20 protein-coding genes are annotated in these 18,953 nt (G+C 35.3%); 8 read left to right on the top strand and 12 right to left on the bottom strand.

The genetic code is table 11. The features are described 5' to 3' along the window. Positions 1-20: 20 nt before the first annotated feature. A complete protein-coding gene (locus L1S35_RS07595) occupies positions 21-1,277 on the top strand; it encodes a dicarboxylate/amino acid:cation symporter (RefSeq protein ID WP_236398781.1) in 1,257 nt (418 codons plus the stop codon). Between the two features lie 60 nt (positions 1,278-1,337). Then, positions 1,338-2,792, top strand: a complete 1,455-nt coding sequence (locus L1S35_RS07600; protein ID WP_236398784.1) for a T9SS type A sorting domain-containing protein — start codon at positions 1,338-1,340, stop codon at positions 2,790-2,792. 48 nt (positions 2,793-2,840) lie between these two features. Here the strand turns inward: L1S35_RS07600 and L1S35_RS07605 are convergent, their stop codons facing one another. Both L1S35_RS07605 and L1S35_RS07610 read right to left on the bottom strand, forming a co-directional pair. After that, positions 2,841-3,254, bottom strand: a complete 414-nt coding sequence (locus L1S35_RS07605) for a thiol-disulfide oxidoreductase DCC family protein (protein WP_236399076.1) — start codon at positions 3,252-3,254, stop codon at positions 2,841-2,843. Positions 3,255-3,314: 60 nt separating this feature from the next. Further along, positions 3,315-5,477 carry an endonuclease MutS2 gene (locus L1S35_RS07610; protein ID WP_236398787.1) on the bottom strand — a complete coding sequence of 721 codons (2,163 nt, stop codon included), beginning with the start codon at positions 5,475-5,477 and terminating at the stop codon, positions 3,315-3,317. A gap of 62 nt (positions 5,478-5,539) precedes the next feature. Here L1S35_RS07610 and L1S35_RS07615 point away from each other — a divergent pair, with 62 nt between their 5' ends. After that, positions 5,540-6,205, top strand: coding sequence for a uracil-DNA glycosylase (locus L1S35_RS07615; RefSeq protein WP_236398790.1), 666 nt, complete (start codon positions 5,540-5,542; stop codon positions 6,203-6,205). 2 nt (positions 6,206-6,207) lie between these two features. On the opposite strand, the gene L1S35_RS07620 is transcribed toward L1S35_RS07615, so the two are convergent. The 9 genes from L1S35_RS07620 to L1S35_RS07660 form a co-directional block, all read right to left on the bottom strand. After that, positions 6,208-6,786 carry a hypothetical protein gene (locus tag L1S35_RS07620; protein ID WP_236398793.1) on the bottom strand — a complete coding sequence of 193 codons (579 nt, stop codon included), beginning with the start codon at positions 6,784-6,786 and terminating at the stop codon, positions 6,208-6,210. Positions 6,787-6,797: 11 nt separating this feature from the next. Continuing rightward, positions 6,798-7,367 carry a DUF3575 domain-containing protein gene (locus tag L1S35_RS07625; protein WP_236398796.1) on the bottom strand — a complete coding sequence of 190 codons (570 nt, stop codon included), beginning with the start codon at positions 7,365-7,367 and terminating at the stop codon, positions 6,798-6,800. A gap of 84 nt (positions 7,368-7,451) precedes the next feature. Then, entirely contained in the window at positions 7,452-8,384 is a 933-nt protein-coding gene (locus tag L1S35_RS07630; protein WP_236398799.1) for a transglutaminase-like domain-containing protein, read from the bottom strand. A 17-nt stretch (positions 8,385-8,401) separates the two neighbouring features. Continuing rightward, a complete protein-coding gene (locus L1S35_RS07635; protein WP_236398802.1) occupies positions 8,402-9,253 on the bottom strand; it encodes a substrate-binding domain-containing protein in 852 nt (283 codons plus the stop codon). Between the two features lie 169 nt (positions 9,254-9,422). Further along, on the bottom strand, positions 9,423-9,980 hold the full coding sequence (locus L1S35_RS07640) for a GNAT family N-acetyltransferase (protein WP_236398806.1): 558 nt from the start codon (positions 9,978-9,980) through the stop codon (positions 9,423-9,425). Between the two features lie 123 nt (positions 9,981-10,103). Continuing rightward, the gene (locus L1S35_RS07645) at positions 10,104-10,970 is read right to left on the bottom strand and encodes a nucleoside phosphorylase (protein WP_236398809.1); all 867 of its coding nucleotides are present in this window, start codon (positions 10,968-10,970) and stop codon (positions 10,104-10,106) included. A 118-nt stretch (positions 10,971-11,088) separates the two neighbouring features. Beyond that, positions 11,089-11,421: a translation initiation factor gene (locus L1S35_RS07650; RefSeq protein ID WP_236398812.1), complete on the bottom strand. Its 333-nt coding sequence runs from the start codon at positions 11,419-11,421 to the stop codon at positions 11,089-11,091. Between the two features lie 84 nt (positions 11,422-11,505). Continuing rightward, on the bottom strand, positions 11,506-12,132 hold the full coding sequence (locus tag L1S35_RS07655; protein ID WP_236398817.1) for a peptidylprolyl isomerase: 627 nt from the start codon (positions 12,130-12,132) through the stop codon (positions 11,506-11,508). 24 nt (positions 12,133-12,156) lie between these two features. Next, the gene (locus tag L1S35_RS07660) at positions 12,157-12,336 is read right to left on the bottom strand and encodes a hypothetical protein (RefSeq protein WP_236398820.1); all 180 of its coding nucleotides are present in this window, start codon (positions 12,334-12,336) and stop codon (positions 12,157-12,159) included. Positions 12,337-12,567: 231 nt separating this feature from the next. Here L1S35_RS07660 and L1S35_RS07665 point away from each other — a divergent pair, with 231 nt between their 5' ends. After that, entirely contained in the window at positions 12,568-14,544 is a 1,977-nt protein-coding gene (locus tag L1S35_RS07665) for an alpha-ketoacid dehydrogenase subunit alpha/beta (protein ID WP_236398823.1), read from the top strand. A 164-nt stretch (positions 14,545-14,708) separates the two neighbouring features. Beyond that, positions 14,709-15,191, top strand: coding sequence for a hypothetical protein (locus L1S35_RS07670; RefSeq protein WP_236398826.1), 483 nt, complete (start codon positions 14,709-14,711; stop codon positions 15,189-15,191). A 92-nt stretch (positions 15,192-15,283) separates the two neighbouring features. Here L1S35_RS07670 and L1S35_RS07675 read toward each other — a convergent pair whose 3' ends face one another. Next, positions 15,284-16,330, bottom strand: coding sequence for a hypothetical protein (locus L1S35_RS07675; RefSeq protein ID WP_236398829.1), 1,047 nt, complete (start codon positions 16,328-16,330; stop codon positions 15,284-15,286). A gap of 175 nt (positions 16,331-16,505) precedes the next feature. Between L1S35_RS07675 and L1S35_RS07680 the strand changes: the two genes are divergently transcribed. The 3 genes from L1S35_RS07680 (at position 16,506) to L1S35_RS07690 (ending at position 18,949) form a co-directional block, all read left to right on the top strand. Beyond that, positions 16,506-17,354 (top strand): class I SAM-dependent methyltransferase, encoded by an 849-nt coding sequence (locus L1S35_RS07680; RefSeq protein ID WP_236398832.1) that lies wholly within the window; start codon positions 16,506-16,508, stop codon positions 17,352-17,354. A gap of 36 nt (positions 17,355-17,390) precedes the next feature. Beyond that, the gene (locus L1S35_RS07685) at positions 17,391-17,663 is read left to right on the top strand and encodes a DUF4242 domain-containing protein (RefSeq protein WP_236398834.1); all 273 of its coding nucleotides are present in this window, start codon (positions 17,391-17,393) and stop codon (positions 17,661-17,663) included. Positions 17,664-17,893: 230 nt separating this feature from the next. Next, positions 17,894-18,949 (top strand): hypothetical protein, encoded by a 1,056-nt coding sequence (locus L1S35_RS07690; RefSeq protein WP_236398837.1) that lies wholly within the window; start codon positions 17,894-17,896, stop codon positions 18,947-18,949. The last annotated feature ends 4 nt before the right edge of the window (positions 18,950-18,953 follow it).

Consider the following 18,953-nt stretch of genomic DNA (forward strand, 5'->3'; position numbering starts at 1 on the left):
GCGACTTGAACTAACCAAAAATGGATACAACTCAAATTCAAAAAAAGTCCTTCTTTTCTAATCTTACTGTTCAGATTCTAATTGCAATGATTGCCGGTGCTTTACTGGGAATTTTTGTACATAATAATTATACTGAAGAAGTTGCCAAAGACTTTAGTGGTTACATAAAAATGCTAGCTACTATTTTTATCCGATTGGTGCAAATGATTATTTCACCTTTGGTATTTACTACGCTCGTTGTTGGTATAGCTAAGCTGGGCGACATAAAAGCCGTTGGAAGAATAGGAGGAAAGGCATTAGGCTGGTTTTTTACGGCTTCGTTTATATCCTTATTAATAGGAATGTTCTGGGTGAATACCCTACAACCCGGAGTTGGTTTGAAATTAGGAAATGTTGATGTGTCAACAGTAACTGATGTCGTAGAAAAAACAGACGGCTTTTCGGCTCAGAATTTTATAGAACATATTATTCCGAAAAGTATCGTGGAAGCAATGGCTACTAATGAAATATTGCAAATCGTAATTTTTTCTATTTTCTTCGGATTGGCTGCAGCTTCGATAGGCTCACACGCAAAACCGGTCGTAAATGCTTTAGACAAAACCTCACACATCATTCTAAAAATGGTGAACTATGTAATGAAGTTTGCGCCACTTGGTGTTTTTGGAGCTATAGCCGGAGTTTTTGCTATTCGCGATTTAAACGAGTTACTGCTTACTTATGCCAAATTCTTCGGTTCTTTTATGGTCGGAATATCAACACTTTGGTTTGTGTTGTTATTGGTTGGCTATATTTTTCTAAAAACCAGAATGACTACTTTATTAAAACATATTGTTAGCCCATTGATAATTGCCTTTGGAACTACAAGTTCCGAAGCTGTTTTTCCTAAATTAACAGAAGAGTTAGAGCGATTTGGAGTAAAAGACAGAATAGTTTCATTCATGTTACCCTTAGGATATTCATTCAATCTAGACGGCAGTATGATGTATATGACGTTTGCCAGTATTTTTATAGCTCAGACTTATGGTGTTCCTCTCGATTTTGGTACGCAAATGACCATGCTTTTGGTCTTAATGCTTACCAGTAAAGGAATTGCCGGAGTTCCAAGAGCAAGTTTAGTTGTGGTAGCTGCCACTTGCGGAATGTTTAAAATTCCGGTCGAAGGTATCGCTCTAATCCTGCCAATTGACCATTTTTGTGACATGTTCAGAAGTGCAACAAATGTGCTTGGAAACGCCTTAGCCACATCAGTTGTAGGTAAATGGGAAAAAGAAAGTTAAAAAAATTAAATTCTTTAAAATACTTTATTAAATTTGTCACTTAACTTAAAAAAATATTTTATGAAAAAACTTTTACTTTCATTGATCCTGTTAGGTTCATTAAATTCCTTTGCTCAAGGGGATTGCGCTTCTGCTATCAATATCACAGCAAATGGAACAATAACTGCACCTGCAGTAACAGGTGTATTTTCAAACAGCTGTTATACTCACACTACCACAGATGCAGCTGGACCAGTTTATGGTATATGGTATAAATACACTCCGGCAGCTAACGGAGAAGTTACAATTGATGCAAATTTGCCTGTAAACGTTGTGCCTAACAGTGTTGATACAAAGGTGTCTATATTCACTGGAGACTGTTCTGCATTAACTTGTTATGATGTAAATGACGATAATGCTACAAACTTTTTATCAACCCTAACATTTCCGGTAGTTGGTGGTACAACCTATTACATTCAATGGGACAACTATTGGGATGGTAATGGTTTTGATTTTACTTTTAATTTCACAGCAAATACTTGTATTAAACCATATTATATCAATGCTGTAACAAATTTAACAGCTACTTCTGCAACACTAAACTGGGATGCTTCTGTTTCAGCTCCGTCAGGTTACGAAGTAGAGTATGGATTGACAGGGTTTACGCCAGGAACTGGAACAGTTGCTACTACTAGTACAAATTCAATTGCATTATCAGGTTTAAATGCTTCTGTTGTTTATGATTATTATATAAGAAGCGTTTGCTCAGTATCTTCACAAAGTGCTTGGACTGAAGTAAATAATTTAGTTTTGGCAAAAGTTTGTCCTTACGCTAGTGGTTTTGACACTACAGCTCAACTACAAGGATGGACAACAGCTGGTAATGGCGCATCATTTGGATTAGGAACTACTGCTGCTAATGCTCAGTCTCCAACTCAATATTGGATTTTTAATACTAACGCAACAGCTGCTTCAAACAACTGGTTATTTTCACCACCTTTTAATTTACAAGCTGGTGAGCAGGTTACCGTTTCTTTTTGGACACGTTGTGCTACTTCAAGAAGTTTGAGATTAACGGTTGGTAATGCAAACACAACTACTGCTCAAACAACACAGATTTGGGCTAACCCGGCTTTATTAGCTACTACTTATGCACAACAAACTGCTCCGGCTTGGACAGCTCCGACTGCGGGTATTTATTATTTTGCATTTAACGATATTTCTGCTGCTGCTGCCGTTGCAACATTACGTATCGATACTACTAACTTTACTTCAGTTTTAGGAACAAATGATTTCTTATCATCTAAATTCTCTGTTTTCCCTAATCCTACAAATAATGTTATCAATTTCTCTAACGATCAAAATGCGGTTGTTAGTACAGTTGAATTAGCTGATTTGAATGGAAGAGTAGTTAAATCATCAAAAGTAAATGCTACTGAAGGTCAAATTTCAGTTAGCGATTTAGCAACAGGAATGTATATGATGAAAATCACAACTGACCAAGGTGTTGCTGTTAAGAAAATTGTTAAACAATAGTCTTTAATAAATTATATAAAAAAGACCTTCAGAAATGAAGGTCTTTTTTTATGCTAAAAATTTAGATTTTAGTTCAGGTGTTGGAATCATACAACTTACCTTTTTACCAAACCATTTGTATCTGTTTTTGGCAATATAATCATAAATAAAATTCGAAACAGAATTTGGTAAAATTGAAAATATAAGTAGAAATCTGTAAGGAGAATTTAGATCTTTCAAAATTCTAAAAGCAGCTTGAGCTTTGTAATATGCATTGTCATTTTCGTATAGAATTGTGCTATCAATAGCTGAAGCTGAAATCCCAATGTGATTGATCATTTTTTGTCCCAATTCTGATTGAAGCGGAATAAATCTGAAAATATCTTTTTTATCATGTTTAATCACAAATTGAACAGACGAATCACAGAGATTGCAAACCCCATCAAAAAGGATTATTTTCTTATCTTTTGGTAGTTCTGAAATATCCATAATTTATCACTGAATTTATTTACTGTATCAGTGTCGCTATGCTCGTGTCAGTAATTATTTATCCTGAACGTATTCTAATTGCTCCAAGTTTACTTTTGAAGTAAAAACGCCATAATTGACAACTGCTTTATTCTTCTCAATTTTATCTATAGTTCCAATGGCTTTGCCGTCGATCATTCGGACTCTGTTGCCGACTTTAAGTATAACTTTTGGTTTTTCTACCGGAAGTACTTTTAACTTTTTTTCTTTCTTTTTGGCTCGAATTTCTTCTACTTTAACTTTGACTTCTTCAATAACTATTTTTTGAATGATTTCCTTTGCCGCTTTTTCTTTTACGGTTGCTTTTTTACGTTTGGAGTTTTCGATTTCTACCATTTTTAAAAACTCACCAATCAAGACTTTTTTGTCTTTGTTATTAAAGTATTTCTCCGAAATGTCATCTACTTTTTGTCCGATATAAATCAGGCGTTGATTGGCATCATACAGTTCCTGATACCGTTCTAATTTCTCCTGAATTTTAGCATTTATAGATTCCATTTTCCTGCTTTCTTCCCGAGTTTTTGTTTCTTCTTCTTTTAAGTTTTGAGAAGTCTTTTCTAGTTTAGAACGCTCTTTTTGAAGTGTCGCAATGGTTTTGTCAAAGCGCACTTTTCCACCTTCGATTTTCTTTTTGGCCCGATTGATTAAGCCAAATGGAATTCCATTTTTCTGAGCAACTTCAAAGGTAAAAGAACTTCCGGCTTGTCCTAAAATCAATTTGTACATTGGTTCCAAAGACTTTTCATCAAAAAGCATATTGGCATTTGATGCAAAAGGCAATTCGTTTGCCAAAATCTTCAAATTAGAATAATGCGTGGTGATAATTCCGAATGCTTCACGATGATAAAACTCTTCTAAAAATATTTCTGCCAAAGCACCGCCCAGTTCGGGGTCAGAACCTGTTCCAAATTCATCAATCAAAAACAAAGTCTTGTTATTGCATTTCTTCAGAAAATAGTTCATGTTTTTTAACCTATAACTATAGGTGCTTAAATGATTTTCTATCGATTGATTGTCGCCAATATCAGTCAGAATTCTATCAAATAAAAACGTTTTGCTGCGTTCGTGAACCGGAATTAAAATACCACTTTGAAGCATAAGTTGCAATAATCCGACAGTTTTTAGCGATATGGTTTTTCCACCGGCATTTGGTCCCGAGATGACAATAATCCTACTTTCATTATTTAATTCAATAGTTTGCGGAAATGTTTTTTCTTTCTTTTCCAAATTGCTTAAAAACAAAATAGGATGGAAGGCATCTCTGAAATATAATTGTTTTTCAGTGGTAATTGTTGGTAAAATGGCGTTGATTTTATTGGCATATTTGGCTTTCGCCGAAATAACATCAATGTCGCTAAGAAACTCCTGGTACTGATTTAGCAACTCTAAAAACGGACGAATATCGCTGGATAATTTCTTTAAAATTCGAGTGATTTCCTCGCGCTCTTCATATTCCAAATTGCTCAATTCTCTTGAATAACGAAGCGTTGCTTCGGGTTCGATATAAGCAATGCTTCCTGTTTTAGAACTTCCTAAAATTGAACCTTTTACTTTTCGGCGATACATCGCTAAAACCGCTAAAACTCTGCGGTTTTCAACAAAACTTTCTTTGATTTCATCTAAATAACCTAAAGAATTATACTGTGTCATCGCTTGTCCGAAACTCTGATTGACTTTACCACGAACCAAATTCATATCTCTTCTGATATTGATTAAATTGGGCGAAGCATTATCTTTTATTTCTCCATATTTATCAACGATTTCATCTATTTTTTGAATGATGAATTTAGTGTATTCAACTTGTGCAGCTTTGTCGTTTAGCTTTGGATAATAATCATGGAACTTCTTAAAGAACAGCAACAACACATTTACGGTTTCTGAAAGCGTGGCAATTTTTCTGAAACTACCCACTTCAAGGAAACTATCTTCGATAGCGAGGAATTTTAAATCGTTGGTCAGATTATCAAATCCGTGATTTGGAATCGCATTGTTATTTGAAAAAGATGATAAATATTCAGACGTTTGCAATAATACATTCATTAAAATTTCTTTGTCTTTGAATGGCACAATTTCGAGTGCTTTCTGCTTTCCAATTTCAGTGTTACATCTTTCTGAAATGGTTTGCAAAACGGTATTGAATTCTAAATCTTGTAATGTTTTATCGGTGATGGATATCATAAAAGTTGTAAAACGTCAAAGTTACAAAGTTTTAAAGTACATATATTTGTAAAAAAAAATTAATGTTAGTCAAAATTCATCCATCTTGGCAAGAGAAACTTACTAACGAGTTTGAAAAACCTTATTTTGAACAGTTGATATCCTTTGTCAAAAACGAGTACAATACAAATAGATGCTTTCCAAAAGGAACTGAAATCTTTGCAGCATTTGACCATTGTCCGTTTGATAAAGTAAAGGTTGTCATTATTGGTCAGGATCCCTATCACGGATTTGGTCAAGCCAATGGATTGTGTTTTTCGGTCAATGATGGCATTGCTTTTCCGCCTTCGTTGATTAATATTTTTAAAGAAATTCAAACTGATATTCATGTTTCTTTTCCAAAATCCGGAAATTTAGAACGATGGGCTGACCAAGGTGTTTTGTTGCTCAACGCTACTTTAACAGTTAGAGAAAGTGAAGCAGGAAGTCATCAGAATAAAGGATGGGAAACGTTTACCGATGCAATTATTCAGAAAATATCAGACGAAAAAGAGAATGTTGTATTTCTGCTTTGGGGCGGATTTGCCAAAAAAAAAGGCGCCAAAATCGACCGAAACAAACATCATGTTTTAGAAACCGGACATCCATCACCATTGAGCGCCAATCGTGGCTTATGGTTTGGAAACAGGCATTTTAGTAAAACCAATGCTTACCTGCAAAGTTTAGGAAAAGAACCGATTGAATGGTAAGTTTAATTTACTGAGAAGGTATAATAACCACTCGAATTTAATCCGGTAACTACAGAATTGATGTTTAGAACCAAACGGGTAGCCGGACTTAACGAACGCAATTCCACACTATTCAAAGAATCGCTATTATAGCCAAAACTCATACGATAAGTTCCTGCCGTCAATAACGGAAACCCAACACGATATTCATAAGTTTCGTCGGTTGTATTGTATTCACATATTCCGTAAACATAAGAGCCGTTTTGAGCATCGCCTTTAACGATGTCTAATTGGCTGTCATTTACAGATACGACTTCCCATTCGGTTGCATTGATTTGTTTTTCGATTACATAAGAAAAAGCAAATTGAGTTGCGCCTGTCGTTTGATAAATATCTAAAAGAGCACCATCACTTAAATACCTTGGGAAATCAGCATCGATGTATAACTTTTCACCGACAGTATAAGTTGGAGAATGTGACTCGATGGAAACTAAATTTGGAATATCAACAAAAACATTATTGTAAAAACCATCGTCGTTGGTATCACAATTTGAAACCAGGAACGCAGTAGCTATTAATAGTATATAGTGTAATTTTTTCATCTTTCTTTTTATTAAAATCTGTACCCTAAATTTAAACCAACTCTCGAAATAACATCGGGACTTTTATCGCGATTGGTGAGGTTTGAACCAAATCCAACAATGAACTCCAAAGCAATCTTTTCCTTAAAATACATTTTGTAGCCCAAGCTTCCGCCTAAACCAAAATCGGTATATTTTGACTTTTTGGTAGTGTAGTAATCAGGCATAGCCATACCACCGATTCGGATTATTTCTTTGTAATCACCGCCATTATACGAACCAAATACTTCGGCGAAGTAATATCTTGATTTACTTTTTGACAAAGCATACCTCAAATACGGATTGAACTCAAACTTAGGGACATTATTTCTGTAGCCATTGTCAAAGTCTTCATTTAGTTTTTTACTGTTTGAAAAATTCACATTAAAACCTGTTGACCAATCCTTGCCAAAAAAGCGTTCGTAACTAAAACTTGCTTTTGTATAAACAATTGCAGCCAAAACATCTACACGAAATTCATTTTTTTTATTGGCAAGCACGGTGTTTTCTTGTGCTTGTGAAGCCAATGATACTAGGAGAAACAGACAAAATAACTTTTTCATTATGGGTTGCTTTATTTAGAAACGAAGATAGAAATAAATTATGAGTTTCAAATAACCAAATAACCAAATAACCAAATAACCAAATTAATCAAGTGTCAATGCTCCGAGAATTTCTTCATTCATAAATGGACCACCTGGATATTTTGCTGTGTAATCGAGATTTAGCCAAATGTTTCCTCGTTCATCGATATGATAATTAATTGGTTTGTTTTTGCTTTCTTTTGTAAAAAGTACTTTTTTGATAGCATAATTTATATGTTCCAAATCATTTTTATTGCCGATTAATAGTTCGGGATAAATATGTCCTTTGGTGTGAATCAATCGTGTTGTGCCACCAATAGATTTGATGCAGGCTACCATAAAAATAGAATGATCGTCGCAATCTCCCGAAAGGTATTGAAGCGATTCGGTGGCTTTGGCAATATAATCATGTCCTTTTGGGTCGCTGACGTAATTCCAACGGCTGTTTATTTCTTTAAAAATAGCAAATGACTGAATGATGGTAAAATAGTCATAATAACCTTTTACATCTTTAAAATGCTTGTTGATGGCGCTAATAGCAAAGTTTCTTATTTTGGGATTTTGATATTCGACTGCGGCTAAAATTTTTGATTTGTTGGGAAAAGGAAGCAATTTGGAAATGATAATATCTTGTGGATATGGATCTTCACTCATTGTGTACATCATCGAACGGTAATCTTCAAACACGGTTTTAAAATTGTATGTACCTGAAAATGTTCCGAAAAGTAAAAAAATTAAATAGAGTATCACCGAAATTAGAGTTACTCTTCTCATTGCTCTTAAAATGAACTGAATTATTATAAGAATAAAAAGAAACAATAAAACTCTGTCTACGTGATGTGCCCAATCGAGTGTAATAAAATTGTGATGTGCGATGATAAAAATGGGAATGGTAATAAGGATGTTTAGTACAAAAATGATAATTAAATCCCACGGACTTTTTATCCTGAATTTTTCTTTAAGTTGCTGATAAGTAAGACTTCCTAATTTTATCATAGTGCCAATGGCAAAAGCTAAACGGCTTTCACTATTTCAGCAAAAGTACCTTTTTTATCTATAATCTTTAGGTCAAATAATTGATTTTGGATATTGTTTAACACTTTTTCTTCTAATGGTTTTTGTGACCATTTAGTAAGCGATAACCATTCCTGAATATCTGCTGTTTTTTGATTGTATTTTGATGCCAACGTTCTGTCGATACTAGGAATATCTTTGAATTCGATAGTGGTATTGTTTATCGTTTCTAAAATCAGGGCAATAGATTGTTTGTTGGCTTCCAAAAATTCATTTCTAACAGCAATAACAAAGCAGGGCCAGGGTGTTGGACAATCATCTACACGTCGAAAAACACCTGTATCAACTAAAGGTTTTGTCATAAAGCGTTCCCACATAAAGTAATCGGCATTGCCATTTGTCAAGGCTTCAACTGCGCCATCGATAGTGTTTACGATTTCAAATTGCAGTTTATCGGTATTCCAATTCTGATTTTGTGCGTTGACATAAGCCATCAAATGCGAACCGGAACCATAACGGGAAATGGCAACTTTGGTATTTTTCAAATCTGCTAATGAATGGTATTTTGAAGCAGCAGCAACGTGAATTCCCCATATCAAAGGACTTTCTACATAAACCTGTACAATAGAACAGTCATTTCCGGCAACAATATCTTTTACAATTCCTTCGGTTAAAATAACAGCCATATCGGTTTCTCCGTTACGAAGCATTTGACACATTTTGCCTGTGCCTTCCGGAATGTCTGTCCATTGTAAATCGATACCTATTTCCTCAAACTCACCATTTTCGATGCATAGTTGCCAAGGTAAGTTGAAATGCTCGGGAACGCCGGCTATTTTTATTGTTTTCATTTAGATAGTTAGATTTTTAGACAGTTAGATACGGCTTCGCCTTTAGATTTTCAAAATTATTGCTTTTTTTCTTAGATACGGCTACACTTGTTAGACTTCTTAGATTTTAGGATATATTAAATTCTAACAATCTAAAAGCGAAGCGCTTCTAAGAGTACGAAGGGCGTTTCTATAGCGGAGTGGATCGAAGCGTATCTGAATTGGGATTTTCTATTAACCACCAATTCCACTTGACACCATCTTCGGCGATGTATTCCTGCATGAATTTCATTCCAGTCTTTTCCAGAACTTTATTTGAAGCAATGTTTTCGCTGTGGGTGTAAGCGTGTATTTTATCAATATTCATCTGGTTTAAACCATAATCCAGCCATAATTTTGTGGCTTCGGTTGCATAGCCTTTTCCCCAGAATTTTTCATTTAGGCGATAGCCATAATCAAAGAAATTAGTGTTGCCATTTTCGACATGATTATCGACAAACTTGATTCCAGTCCAACCAATAAATTCTCCGGTTTCTTTTATTATGGTGGCAAATCGACCTATATTGTTTGTTTTATATTGTTGTCTGACGTTCTCAATTATTTTGATACTTTCTCCGATATCCTGAAATGGTTTCTGCCAAAGGTATTTATGCACTTCCGGATTGCTATCCATAGCAAACATAGCTGCTGCATCAGCAAGTTCTAATGGGCGGAGTATGAGGCGTTCTGTTTCGAGGATTAGGTTCATAGTAAATGTTTTTTAGCCCCGATAGCAATGGAAATCCTTTTTAGCTTGTTTTCAAAACAAGTTAAAAAGATTGCAATGTATAGCGGGAAATAGCTCCTTCCTTCGACAAGCTCAGGATGACATTTACTCTGCAAGCTTTCCTAAAGTATACTGAATCAAAGCATCAACAGCTTTATAAGGATCAGTGCTGAAAGTTCCGTTGGCACGATTGGCAATGATAGCATTTAGCGATAAGCAATTGTGTCCCAAAAGTTTTCCTAAACCATAAATAGCTGACGTTTCCATTTCAAGATTTGCCATTCGGACATCGCCGAATTTGAAATTATCCATTTTGCTGTTCAATTCAGGATCCTGAATTGCCAAACGCAAAACTCTTCCTTGTGGTCCGTAAAAGCCACCTGCAGTTCCGGTAATTCCTTTATGAATTTGGCTACTGTCGAATTTGTTTTTTAGTGTTTCCGAGCATCCAATGATGTATGGTTTTCCTTTTCTCAAATCCCAATTGGTGTGTTTGATAAAGGCATCTTCCATGTCTTTTTCGCAGATGTCATCAATCACGTAGGAGCGAAGCATGTTGTCTAAGCCAAGACCAAATTCACCCATCACAAAACTGTCTACAGGAATATCTTCCTGTAACGAGCCTGAAGTTCCGATACGAACAATATTCAATGAAGTCAATGTCTCCTTTGGTTTACGTGTTTCTAAATCGATATTCACCAAAGCATCCAATTCGTTGATGGTAATATCGATATTGTCCGGACCAATTCCTGTTGACATTACAGTGATTTTTTTGCCTTTGTAATATCCTGTTTGCGTTTTGAATTCGCGTTTTTGTGTAGAAAATTCGATGCTGTCAAAAAACTGTGTTATTTTTTCAACTCTATTTTGGTCGCCCACAAAGATGATATCTGTAGCAATATGTTCCGGTTTTAGGTTTAAGTGATAAACACTTCCGTCTGGGTTTAGTATTAATTCTGATGACTTGATCATTTGGTTATTCGTTAATTTTATTCCGCTGCGCTCCATACAATTCGGCTTCGCCTCGGGTGGTTATTTGTTAATTTATTTTTTCACTTCGTACTTTGTTCTTCGTATTTCGTACTTTAAATTATCCGCCTACACGCTTTACTTTAAAGCCTTTGTCTTTAAGCAGGTTCATTATTTTATCACGATAATCACCTTGAATGATGATAGCGCTGTCTTTAAAAGTGCCTCCAACGCTAAGTTTAGTTTTAAGTTCCTTTGCTAAAATCTTAAAATCCTCATCGCTGCCTTCGTAGCCTTCAATGATAGTTGTGGCTTTTCCTTTTCGTCTTTCATATTTGCAAATCATGGGTTCTTTTTGGATAAAAAGAATATGAGATGCTTCTTCAACTACTTCAGGTTCGTTTGAAGGTTGGTGCTCGGGAAATAATTTTTTAAGTTGATCTTGTAAATCCATAGCTGGTAAAATTACAAAAAAACAAATCCCAAATTCCAATAACTTAAAGATTTTGGAATTTGGGATTCTATATTTTGGTGCTTATTATTTATTTTTAATTATATACGCTTTCTTAATGGAGTCTAGTTTTGGAAATAGTTGCAAGTACTTTTTTCGGTTGGCACTTAAGGAGTCATATACATCCATAGTTTTATTGCCATAGCCGGAATAAAGTTTTTCTACTACATCCATGCCATTAATCACATAGCCCAACACCGGATAACCTCTTACATCTTTAGGAGAAACGGTGTCTAACCTCACATTGTCTTTTAGGTTGATAAACAAGTCATTTCCGCGTGTTTCCTTGCCATCCCGGGCAAAACTCACATAACCTTTTAGGTTGCTTTTAAGCACAGGCTCATCCGGAACCTTAAATTTTTCCCATTTCTTGTAGACGATAGTATCGATATTTCCGAACTGCACGACAAAATTGGGCACAACTCTATAAAAAAGTTGATTGTCATAAAAATGATGTGTCAGTAATTGGTGCAGACGATCAGCTGCTTGTGGAGACCATTCTCGGGTTACTTCTATATCGAAATTTCCTTTCGATGTTTCAAAACGTGCGGTGTAATTAGGAGGAGCGGTTTCTTTTGTCCAATCAGCATTAAAAGTTGATTTACTGCAACAAATAAAAAAGAAGGCAACTAAAATAGTCACTGCATATTTCATCCGATAAATAGATTAATTATTTATTTATTCTTCTTCTCCGTCTTCAGCATTAAAATAAGCAACTCCCATCCAGAGTATTCCCAGACCAACTCCTATAGTAGCCCCAAGCTGAATATTGTCATATACATATCCTAGAACCAGCGCTCCAACTACAAATAAAAAAAACACTCTTAATGCTCTAAAGAAACCTTTTTTAACTTTCATAATTATAATTTTTCGTTAAAGTAATAATTAATTATGAAATTTAAATGTTAATTTTTAACATATTTCATAATCTTATTAACCGACAATTGTTAGCAATTTTTTATTTATCAATCCGAAAGAAGTGATTGCCCAAAAAACTGTAACAGCTGGTAAAAAGGGAGAATTCAAACAGTTTCATCTTTTTTAGGAACAAAAAAAGTGATATTTTTGCAGGGCTTTAAATACGACCAAATGAATTTCGACAGAAAAGAGTTATCCAATGTTCAATTATTGGATTTATATAAAAAATTACTAAAACCAAGACTTATTGAAGAAAAGATGCTGATTCTACTGCGTCAGGGAAAAGTGTCTAAATGGTTTTCTGGAATTGGTCAGGAAGCAATTTCTGTCGGAATAACCGCTGCTTTAGATAAAGACGAATACATTCTGCCGATGCATAGAAATTTAGGAGTTTTCACAGGTCGTGATATTCCGTTGCAGCGATTATTTTCACAATGGCAGGGAAAGAAAACCGGATTTACCAAAGGCAGAGACAGAAGTTTTCACTTTGGAACCCAAGAGTTTAATATCATCGGAATGATATCGCATTTGGGTCCACAATTGGGTGTAGCAGATGGAATTGCATTAGCCAACAAATTAAAGAAGAACGGAAAAGTTACTGCAGTTTTTACCGGAGAAGGTGCAACATCAGAAGGAGATTTTCACGAGGCATTAAACATAGCATCGGTATGGGATTTGCCGGTTTTATTTGTGATTGAAAATAATGGTTATGGACTTTCGACACCAACTAACGAGCAATACCGTTGTGAAAACCTTGCTGATAAGGGAATAGGCTACGGCATGGAAAGTCATATACTTGACGGGAATAATATATTAGAAGTTTATTCTAAAATAGCTGAACTTAAAGCGTCTTTGGCTGAGAACCCTAGACCAGTTTTATTAGAGTTTAAAACCTTCAGAATGCGAGGTCACGAAGAAGCAAGTGGTACAAAATATGTTCCGCAGGAATTGATGGATATGTGGGCAATCAAAGATCCGATTTCAAATTATAAAGAATATCTGCAACGAATTAGTGTGCTTTCGGATGAAGAAGATGCTAAGATAACCAAAGCCATCAAGAAAGAAATTGATGAACATTGGGCAATTACTCAAGCTGAGCCGGACATTACGGCAAGTTTAGAAGAAGAATTAGGTGATGTTTACAAACCGTATGATTTTGAAGAAGTTAATCATTCGGATAAAGTAGAAAACATTAGAGTTGTAGATGCAATTTCAAATGCCTTGCGTCAATCGATGGAGCGTCATGATAACTTGGTTATTATGGGTCAGGACATTGCTGAATATGGTGGTGCTTTTAAAATTACGGATGGTTTTGTCGATCAGTTTGGAAAAGAAAGAGTTCGCAATACACCAATCTGCGAAAGCGCTGTGGTTTCTGCCGGAATGGGATTATCTATAAACGGTCACAAAGCAGTTGTCGAAATGCAGTTTGCCGATTTCGTTTCAACAGGTTTTAATCCGATTGTAAATCTTTTAGCAAAACAACACTATCGTTGGAATGAAAAAGCCGATGTTGTAGTGCGTATGCCTTGTGGTGGCGGAACACAAGCCGGACCTTTTCATTCACAAACCAATGAAGCCTGGTTTACTAAAACGCCGGGATTGAAAGTCGTTTATCCTGCTTTTCCATATGACGCAAAAGGATTGTTGAATACGGCAATCAACGACCCAAATCCGGTAATGTTCTTTGAGCACAAACAATTATACCGTTCGGTTTATCAGGATGTGCCTTCCGATTATTACACCATTCCGTTTGGAAAAGCTGCTTTGTTGAAAGAAGGGACACAGGTAACCATCATTTCGTTTGGAGCCGGAGTGCATTGGGCTTTGGAAACACTAAATAAACATCCTGAAATCAGTGCTGATTTATTGGATTTAAGAACGTTACAACCTTTGGATACTGATGCTATTTTTGCCTCCGTAAAGAAAACAAACAAAGTAATCATTCTACAGGAAGACACGCTTTTTGGAGGAGTTGCCAGCGATATTTCGGCTATGATTATGGAGCAATGCTTCGAACATTTAGATGGACCGGTTAGAAGAGTTGGTAGTTTGGAAAGCGCCATTCCATTCGTGAAAGCCTTAGAAGATCAGTATTTGCCTAAGGAGCGATTCGAAAACCATTTGTTAGAGCTTTTAGCTTATTAGAAAGAGGTTAGTTTTAGCTTAGTTTATCCAAATTAAGTGTTCGTTTAACGCATCCTTAACACAAAGCAAAAGTGATAATTTATATTTTTGATGTGATTAAAAATGACTTTTATATTCATTCTTAATCACATTATTTATTTGAATATATTTTAAATTCTAATCTTATGAAAACTACCTTTTTAACATTATTAGTGATTTTGGGAAGTAATGCTTTTGCACAAACACATCAATTAGTTAAACACGACGGATCTGAACATGCAGTAAATTTTATTAAAAATGAAAATGGCATACTATATTATTCGAATCCGGAAAGCTATGAACAACAAAAAGTAAGTGCCTATGCAGTGGCTTCTTTGAAAAATCTAAAAACATCAGATGTTCAAACAGTTTCTGCAAAAGTTGCTATAGCTGCAAAATGTGATTTTGATAAAGTCACTGTTTTAAGTCGGAAAGATCAAACAGCCGGATTGAATCAAGTTGCTACTTATACCGGAATACTCAATAAAACTAAAGGAATATCATCATCAGAACAGTTTGAACAAACCATTCAAAGCATAAAGCAAAAAGCAGCCGCAAAAGGTTATCCTTTTATTACCGTTACTAAAAAAACAAATGGAGATTATGAGGCAGTTGCCTATAATTATTAATTTTTTGGGATATAATCAGTTCTGAATTTTAGTATAACCTGTTAGGGATAATTTCTCTGACAGGTTTTTTTACATCCATATAAAACTTTGCTTTATGCTTTCAAATGCTTCTTTAATCGTTCCTGAATAATCTGCAACGGTGAAGCAATCGCATTAATGTATTGAAAATTGCCGTCACGTTGGTTGTTGATAGAAAGCTGTATCGGACAAGCTTCGCTTTGAATAGCGTTTACTTTAAATGTATTTGTTTTCGAATCATAAAGAACATAAGGCGCGCCCGAAGAACCAAATCTAAAATAACCTTTGATTAAGTAGCGTAAACCTTCGAGATTATAGTTTCCGCCAACACGGTCTTGATAGATAGCAAAATGTTCTGTAAAACCTTCTATTTTGGCCTTGTTAAGTAGCTTCCCAATCTCACTCATAGGTGAACTTTGCAGGCAATAATAATTTTCCTGATTGTCATCTAAAATACTATAATCCACATCAAGACTTGGCATTGCATCGATGATTTCCTGAGGGGTATTCACGATTTTATACAAAGCAATATCTTCATTATAAAAAGCTTCTACTAATGCGACTTCAACTAAAAAAGTGTGTCGATTGATGCCTGACTCTGCAAATGAAGTAGCAGTATTAAAATGAACGGTCAATGCAGGATTATTATAAAACTGATTTTCCTTGAATTGTACTACCAAAAAAGGTTTGCAAATCGAACGATCCATCATTGTAATCCATCGCGTATCAAAATTAATTTGCTTGAGTGTATCAACCACTAATTGAAATTCACTTGGATTATTACTATTCCAATATCTTTTTCCTGTAGCAATATCTAATGGATAGCAGGTTTCAAATAGTTGTACTTGCTCGGAATTCAGATAAGGAAAAATATTGGTTAGATAAATTCCATTTTCAATCCATCTGAAATACTTGGCTTCTGTTTTTAAGTTATGGGCTACTGATAATATATAACCACTGCCAATGTGAAATGCACAAATGTTATTGTCAAAATGTCTTCTTTGAAAGTCATTGATATTTTGTGTCCACATAATCCGAAAGAGTGGAGAAGTTTGTTCGTGGGTTAATTCTAATTGTTTTTGAAGCATAAAATAATGCAGACAAAATAGTTGTTTCTGCATTCCAAAGATAACAAACAAAACAAACAATTGTAAACTGTAATTTTCAATTTAAATATTTAGTATCTTTACGTTTAGAATAAAATACGCCTCTGTTCTTGGTCTATCTGCCAAATCAAATTGCCATACAAATTTAACTACACTGCTGGTTTTACTAACAAATTAAAATACCAATAGTATGGAACAACAATTAGAAGAAATCCGTGAACAACAAAAAGCTTCATGGAACAAATTTTCTCCAGGATGGAAAAAATGGGACGACCTGATGATGGATTTTCTGCAGCCAATGGGCGATGAAATCATTAAATTATTGAGGTTAAAAGAAACCGATAATGTTTTGGATATTGCTGCCGGAACAGGCGAACCCGGATTGACAATAGCCAAAATCGTTACCAATGGAAAAGTAGTAATCACCGATTTATCAGATGATATGCTTGAAATAGCACGTGAAAACGCAATGCTTAAAGGTATAAAGAATATTGAAACGCAGGCTTGTGATGTTTGTGAATTGCCTTTTGAAAACAACACCTTTGATGCAATAAGTTGCCGGTTTGGTTTTATGTTTTTTCCCGATATGCTTCTAGCTGCCAAGGAAATGCAGCGTGTTTTGAAACCGGGTGGAAGGATAGCTACTTCGGTTTGGAATGGTCCGGAAAAGAACTTTTGGGTAACGGCATCCATGGGAACCATAAACCGTAATATGGAATTACCGGCACCACCGCCTGGTTCTCCCGGAATGTTTCGCTGTGCCAAAGACAATTTTATTGTCGAATTATTTCAACAGGCAGGATTTGCCAATGTTTCCCAACGGGAAGTAGCAGGAAAACTAAAATGCAAGACTACAGATGTTTATTGGAATATGATGACTGAAGTTGCAGCACCTTTTGTAGCAGCATTGAGCAAGGCTGATGATGCGATGAAAGAAAAAATAAGAAGAGAAGTATATCAGCTTATCAATGAAAGATATCCCGACGGAAATGTACAGATTGATTCCAGTGCATTGGTAATTTATGGTGAGAAAGTGTAGAACAATAATTCAAATATTAATTTAAAATAGAAAATTATGCCAAAGTATGTTATTGAACGAGAAATTCCCGGAGCGGGTAATTTAACTCAAGAGCAATTAAAAGGAATTTCACAAACCTCTTGTGGTGTTTTAAGCAAATTAGGATCAGAAATCCAATGGGTGGAAAGTTTTGTTACCGGTGACAAAATTTATTGTGTTTATATAGCACCTAACGAAGAATTGATAAAAGAGCATGCTAAGCAGGGTGGCTTTCCAGCCAATAACATTGCTGAAGTCAAGAATATAATTAATCCGGTTACTGCGGAGTAAACGCTAAAACCGAAACTGTTTTAAAAGATGGTTTCGGTTTTTTTTTGTTTTCAAATACGTTAGTGCTTCGATTAACTTATTAACAAGAAAATGGTTCATAAATAAAGTTAGCTGCTCGTGTCTCAACTAATTAATTTATTAAATTTGAGACTTATAGCAATAAAATCATTACTAATCATTTCCCCACTTGATTAGATTTTATAAGACTTCATTACCTCAACTGTAACATTATGAACGAAAAATCCCTTTTCAAATCGGCTATTTTAACCTTAGTTATTGTAGTCACTGTTGTATTAAGCTTTGAAATTTATTTACGGTCTAAAGGCGTTGTCATAGATTATGACGATGGAGCGCCGCTTTGGTCAGATAAACGGGCAATGGTTTATGAACCTTCAGATAAAGCCGTTGTTTTTATTGGTTCATCACGCATCAAGTATGATCTTGATCAAGCCACATGGAATAGTCTGACTCCTTTTCATCCGATACAATTGGCTATTGAAGGAAGTTGTCCGCGACCTATTTTAGAAGATTTGGCCAACGACCCAAACTTTAAAGGAAAGCTGGTTATTGATGTGACTGAAGGATTATTCTTTTCTATGGCGCCACCTAATTTGGAAACCGCAATTGAACGTATAAAATACTTTCATGACCGAACACCTGCTCAACGCGTCAGTTTTGAATTAAACAGAGTTCTTGAATCACAGTTTGTTTTTTTGAACAAGGATTACTTTTCTTTAAATGCACAACTTGACGGCTTAGGAATACAAAGCAGACCGGGAGTTTTTATGATGCCTTATTTTCCAAGAAATTTTTCGATGATTACTTTTGGAAGACAACATTATATGACCGATGAGTTTGTGGCGAATACAGCTGAAGTTAATCAGGTAAAAAGCAATTGGGTTTTCTTTGCCAAAATGGCGAAGAGCGGACCGCCAACGCCTCCGCAAGCTTTTGAGGCAATCTTCAAATCGGTAAAAGAAAACGTCAACAAAATAAAGGCACGTGGAGGTGAAGTAGTATTTGTGAGAACGCCATCGAGCGGTGATTACTATAAAGGAGAAACTATGGGTTTTCCCAGAGAAAAGTATTGGGAAAGATTGTTAAAAGAAACGGATTGTCCCGGAATTCATTTTATGGATTATCCGGAAATGAATCATTTTGATTGTCCTGAATTTTCACATTTGAAGCTTTCAGATGCCGTACTGTTTACCAAATCATTTTTTAATGAATTGAGTAAACAAAAAGGCTTTACCGATTTGCAATCTAACAAACCACAAACCAACTAATCCC

Origin of the sequence: Flavobacterium anseongense (assembly GCF_021608185.1) — a bacterium.
GTDB lineage: Bacteria > Bacteroidota > Bacteroidia > Flavobacteriales > Flavobacteriaceae > Flavobacterium > Flavobacterium anseongense.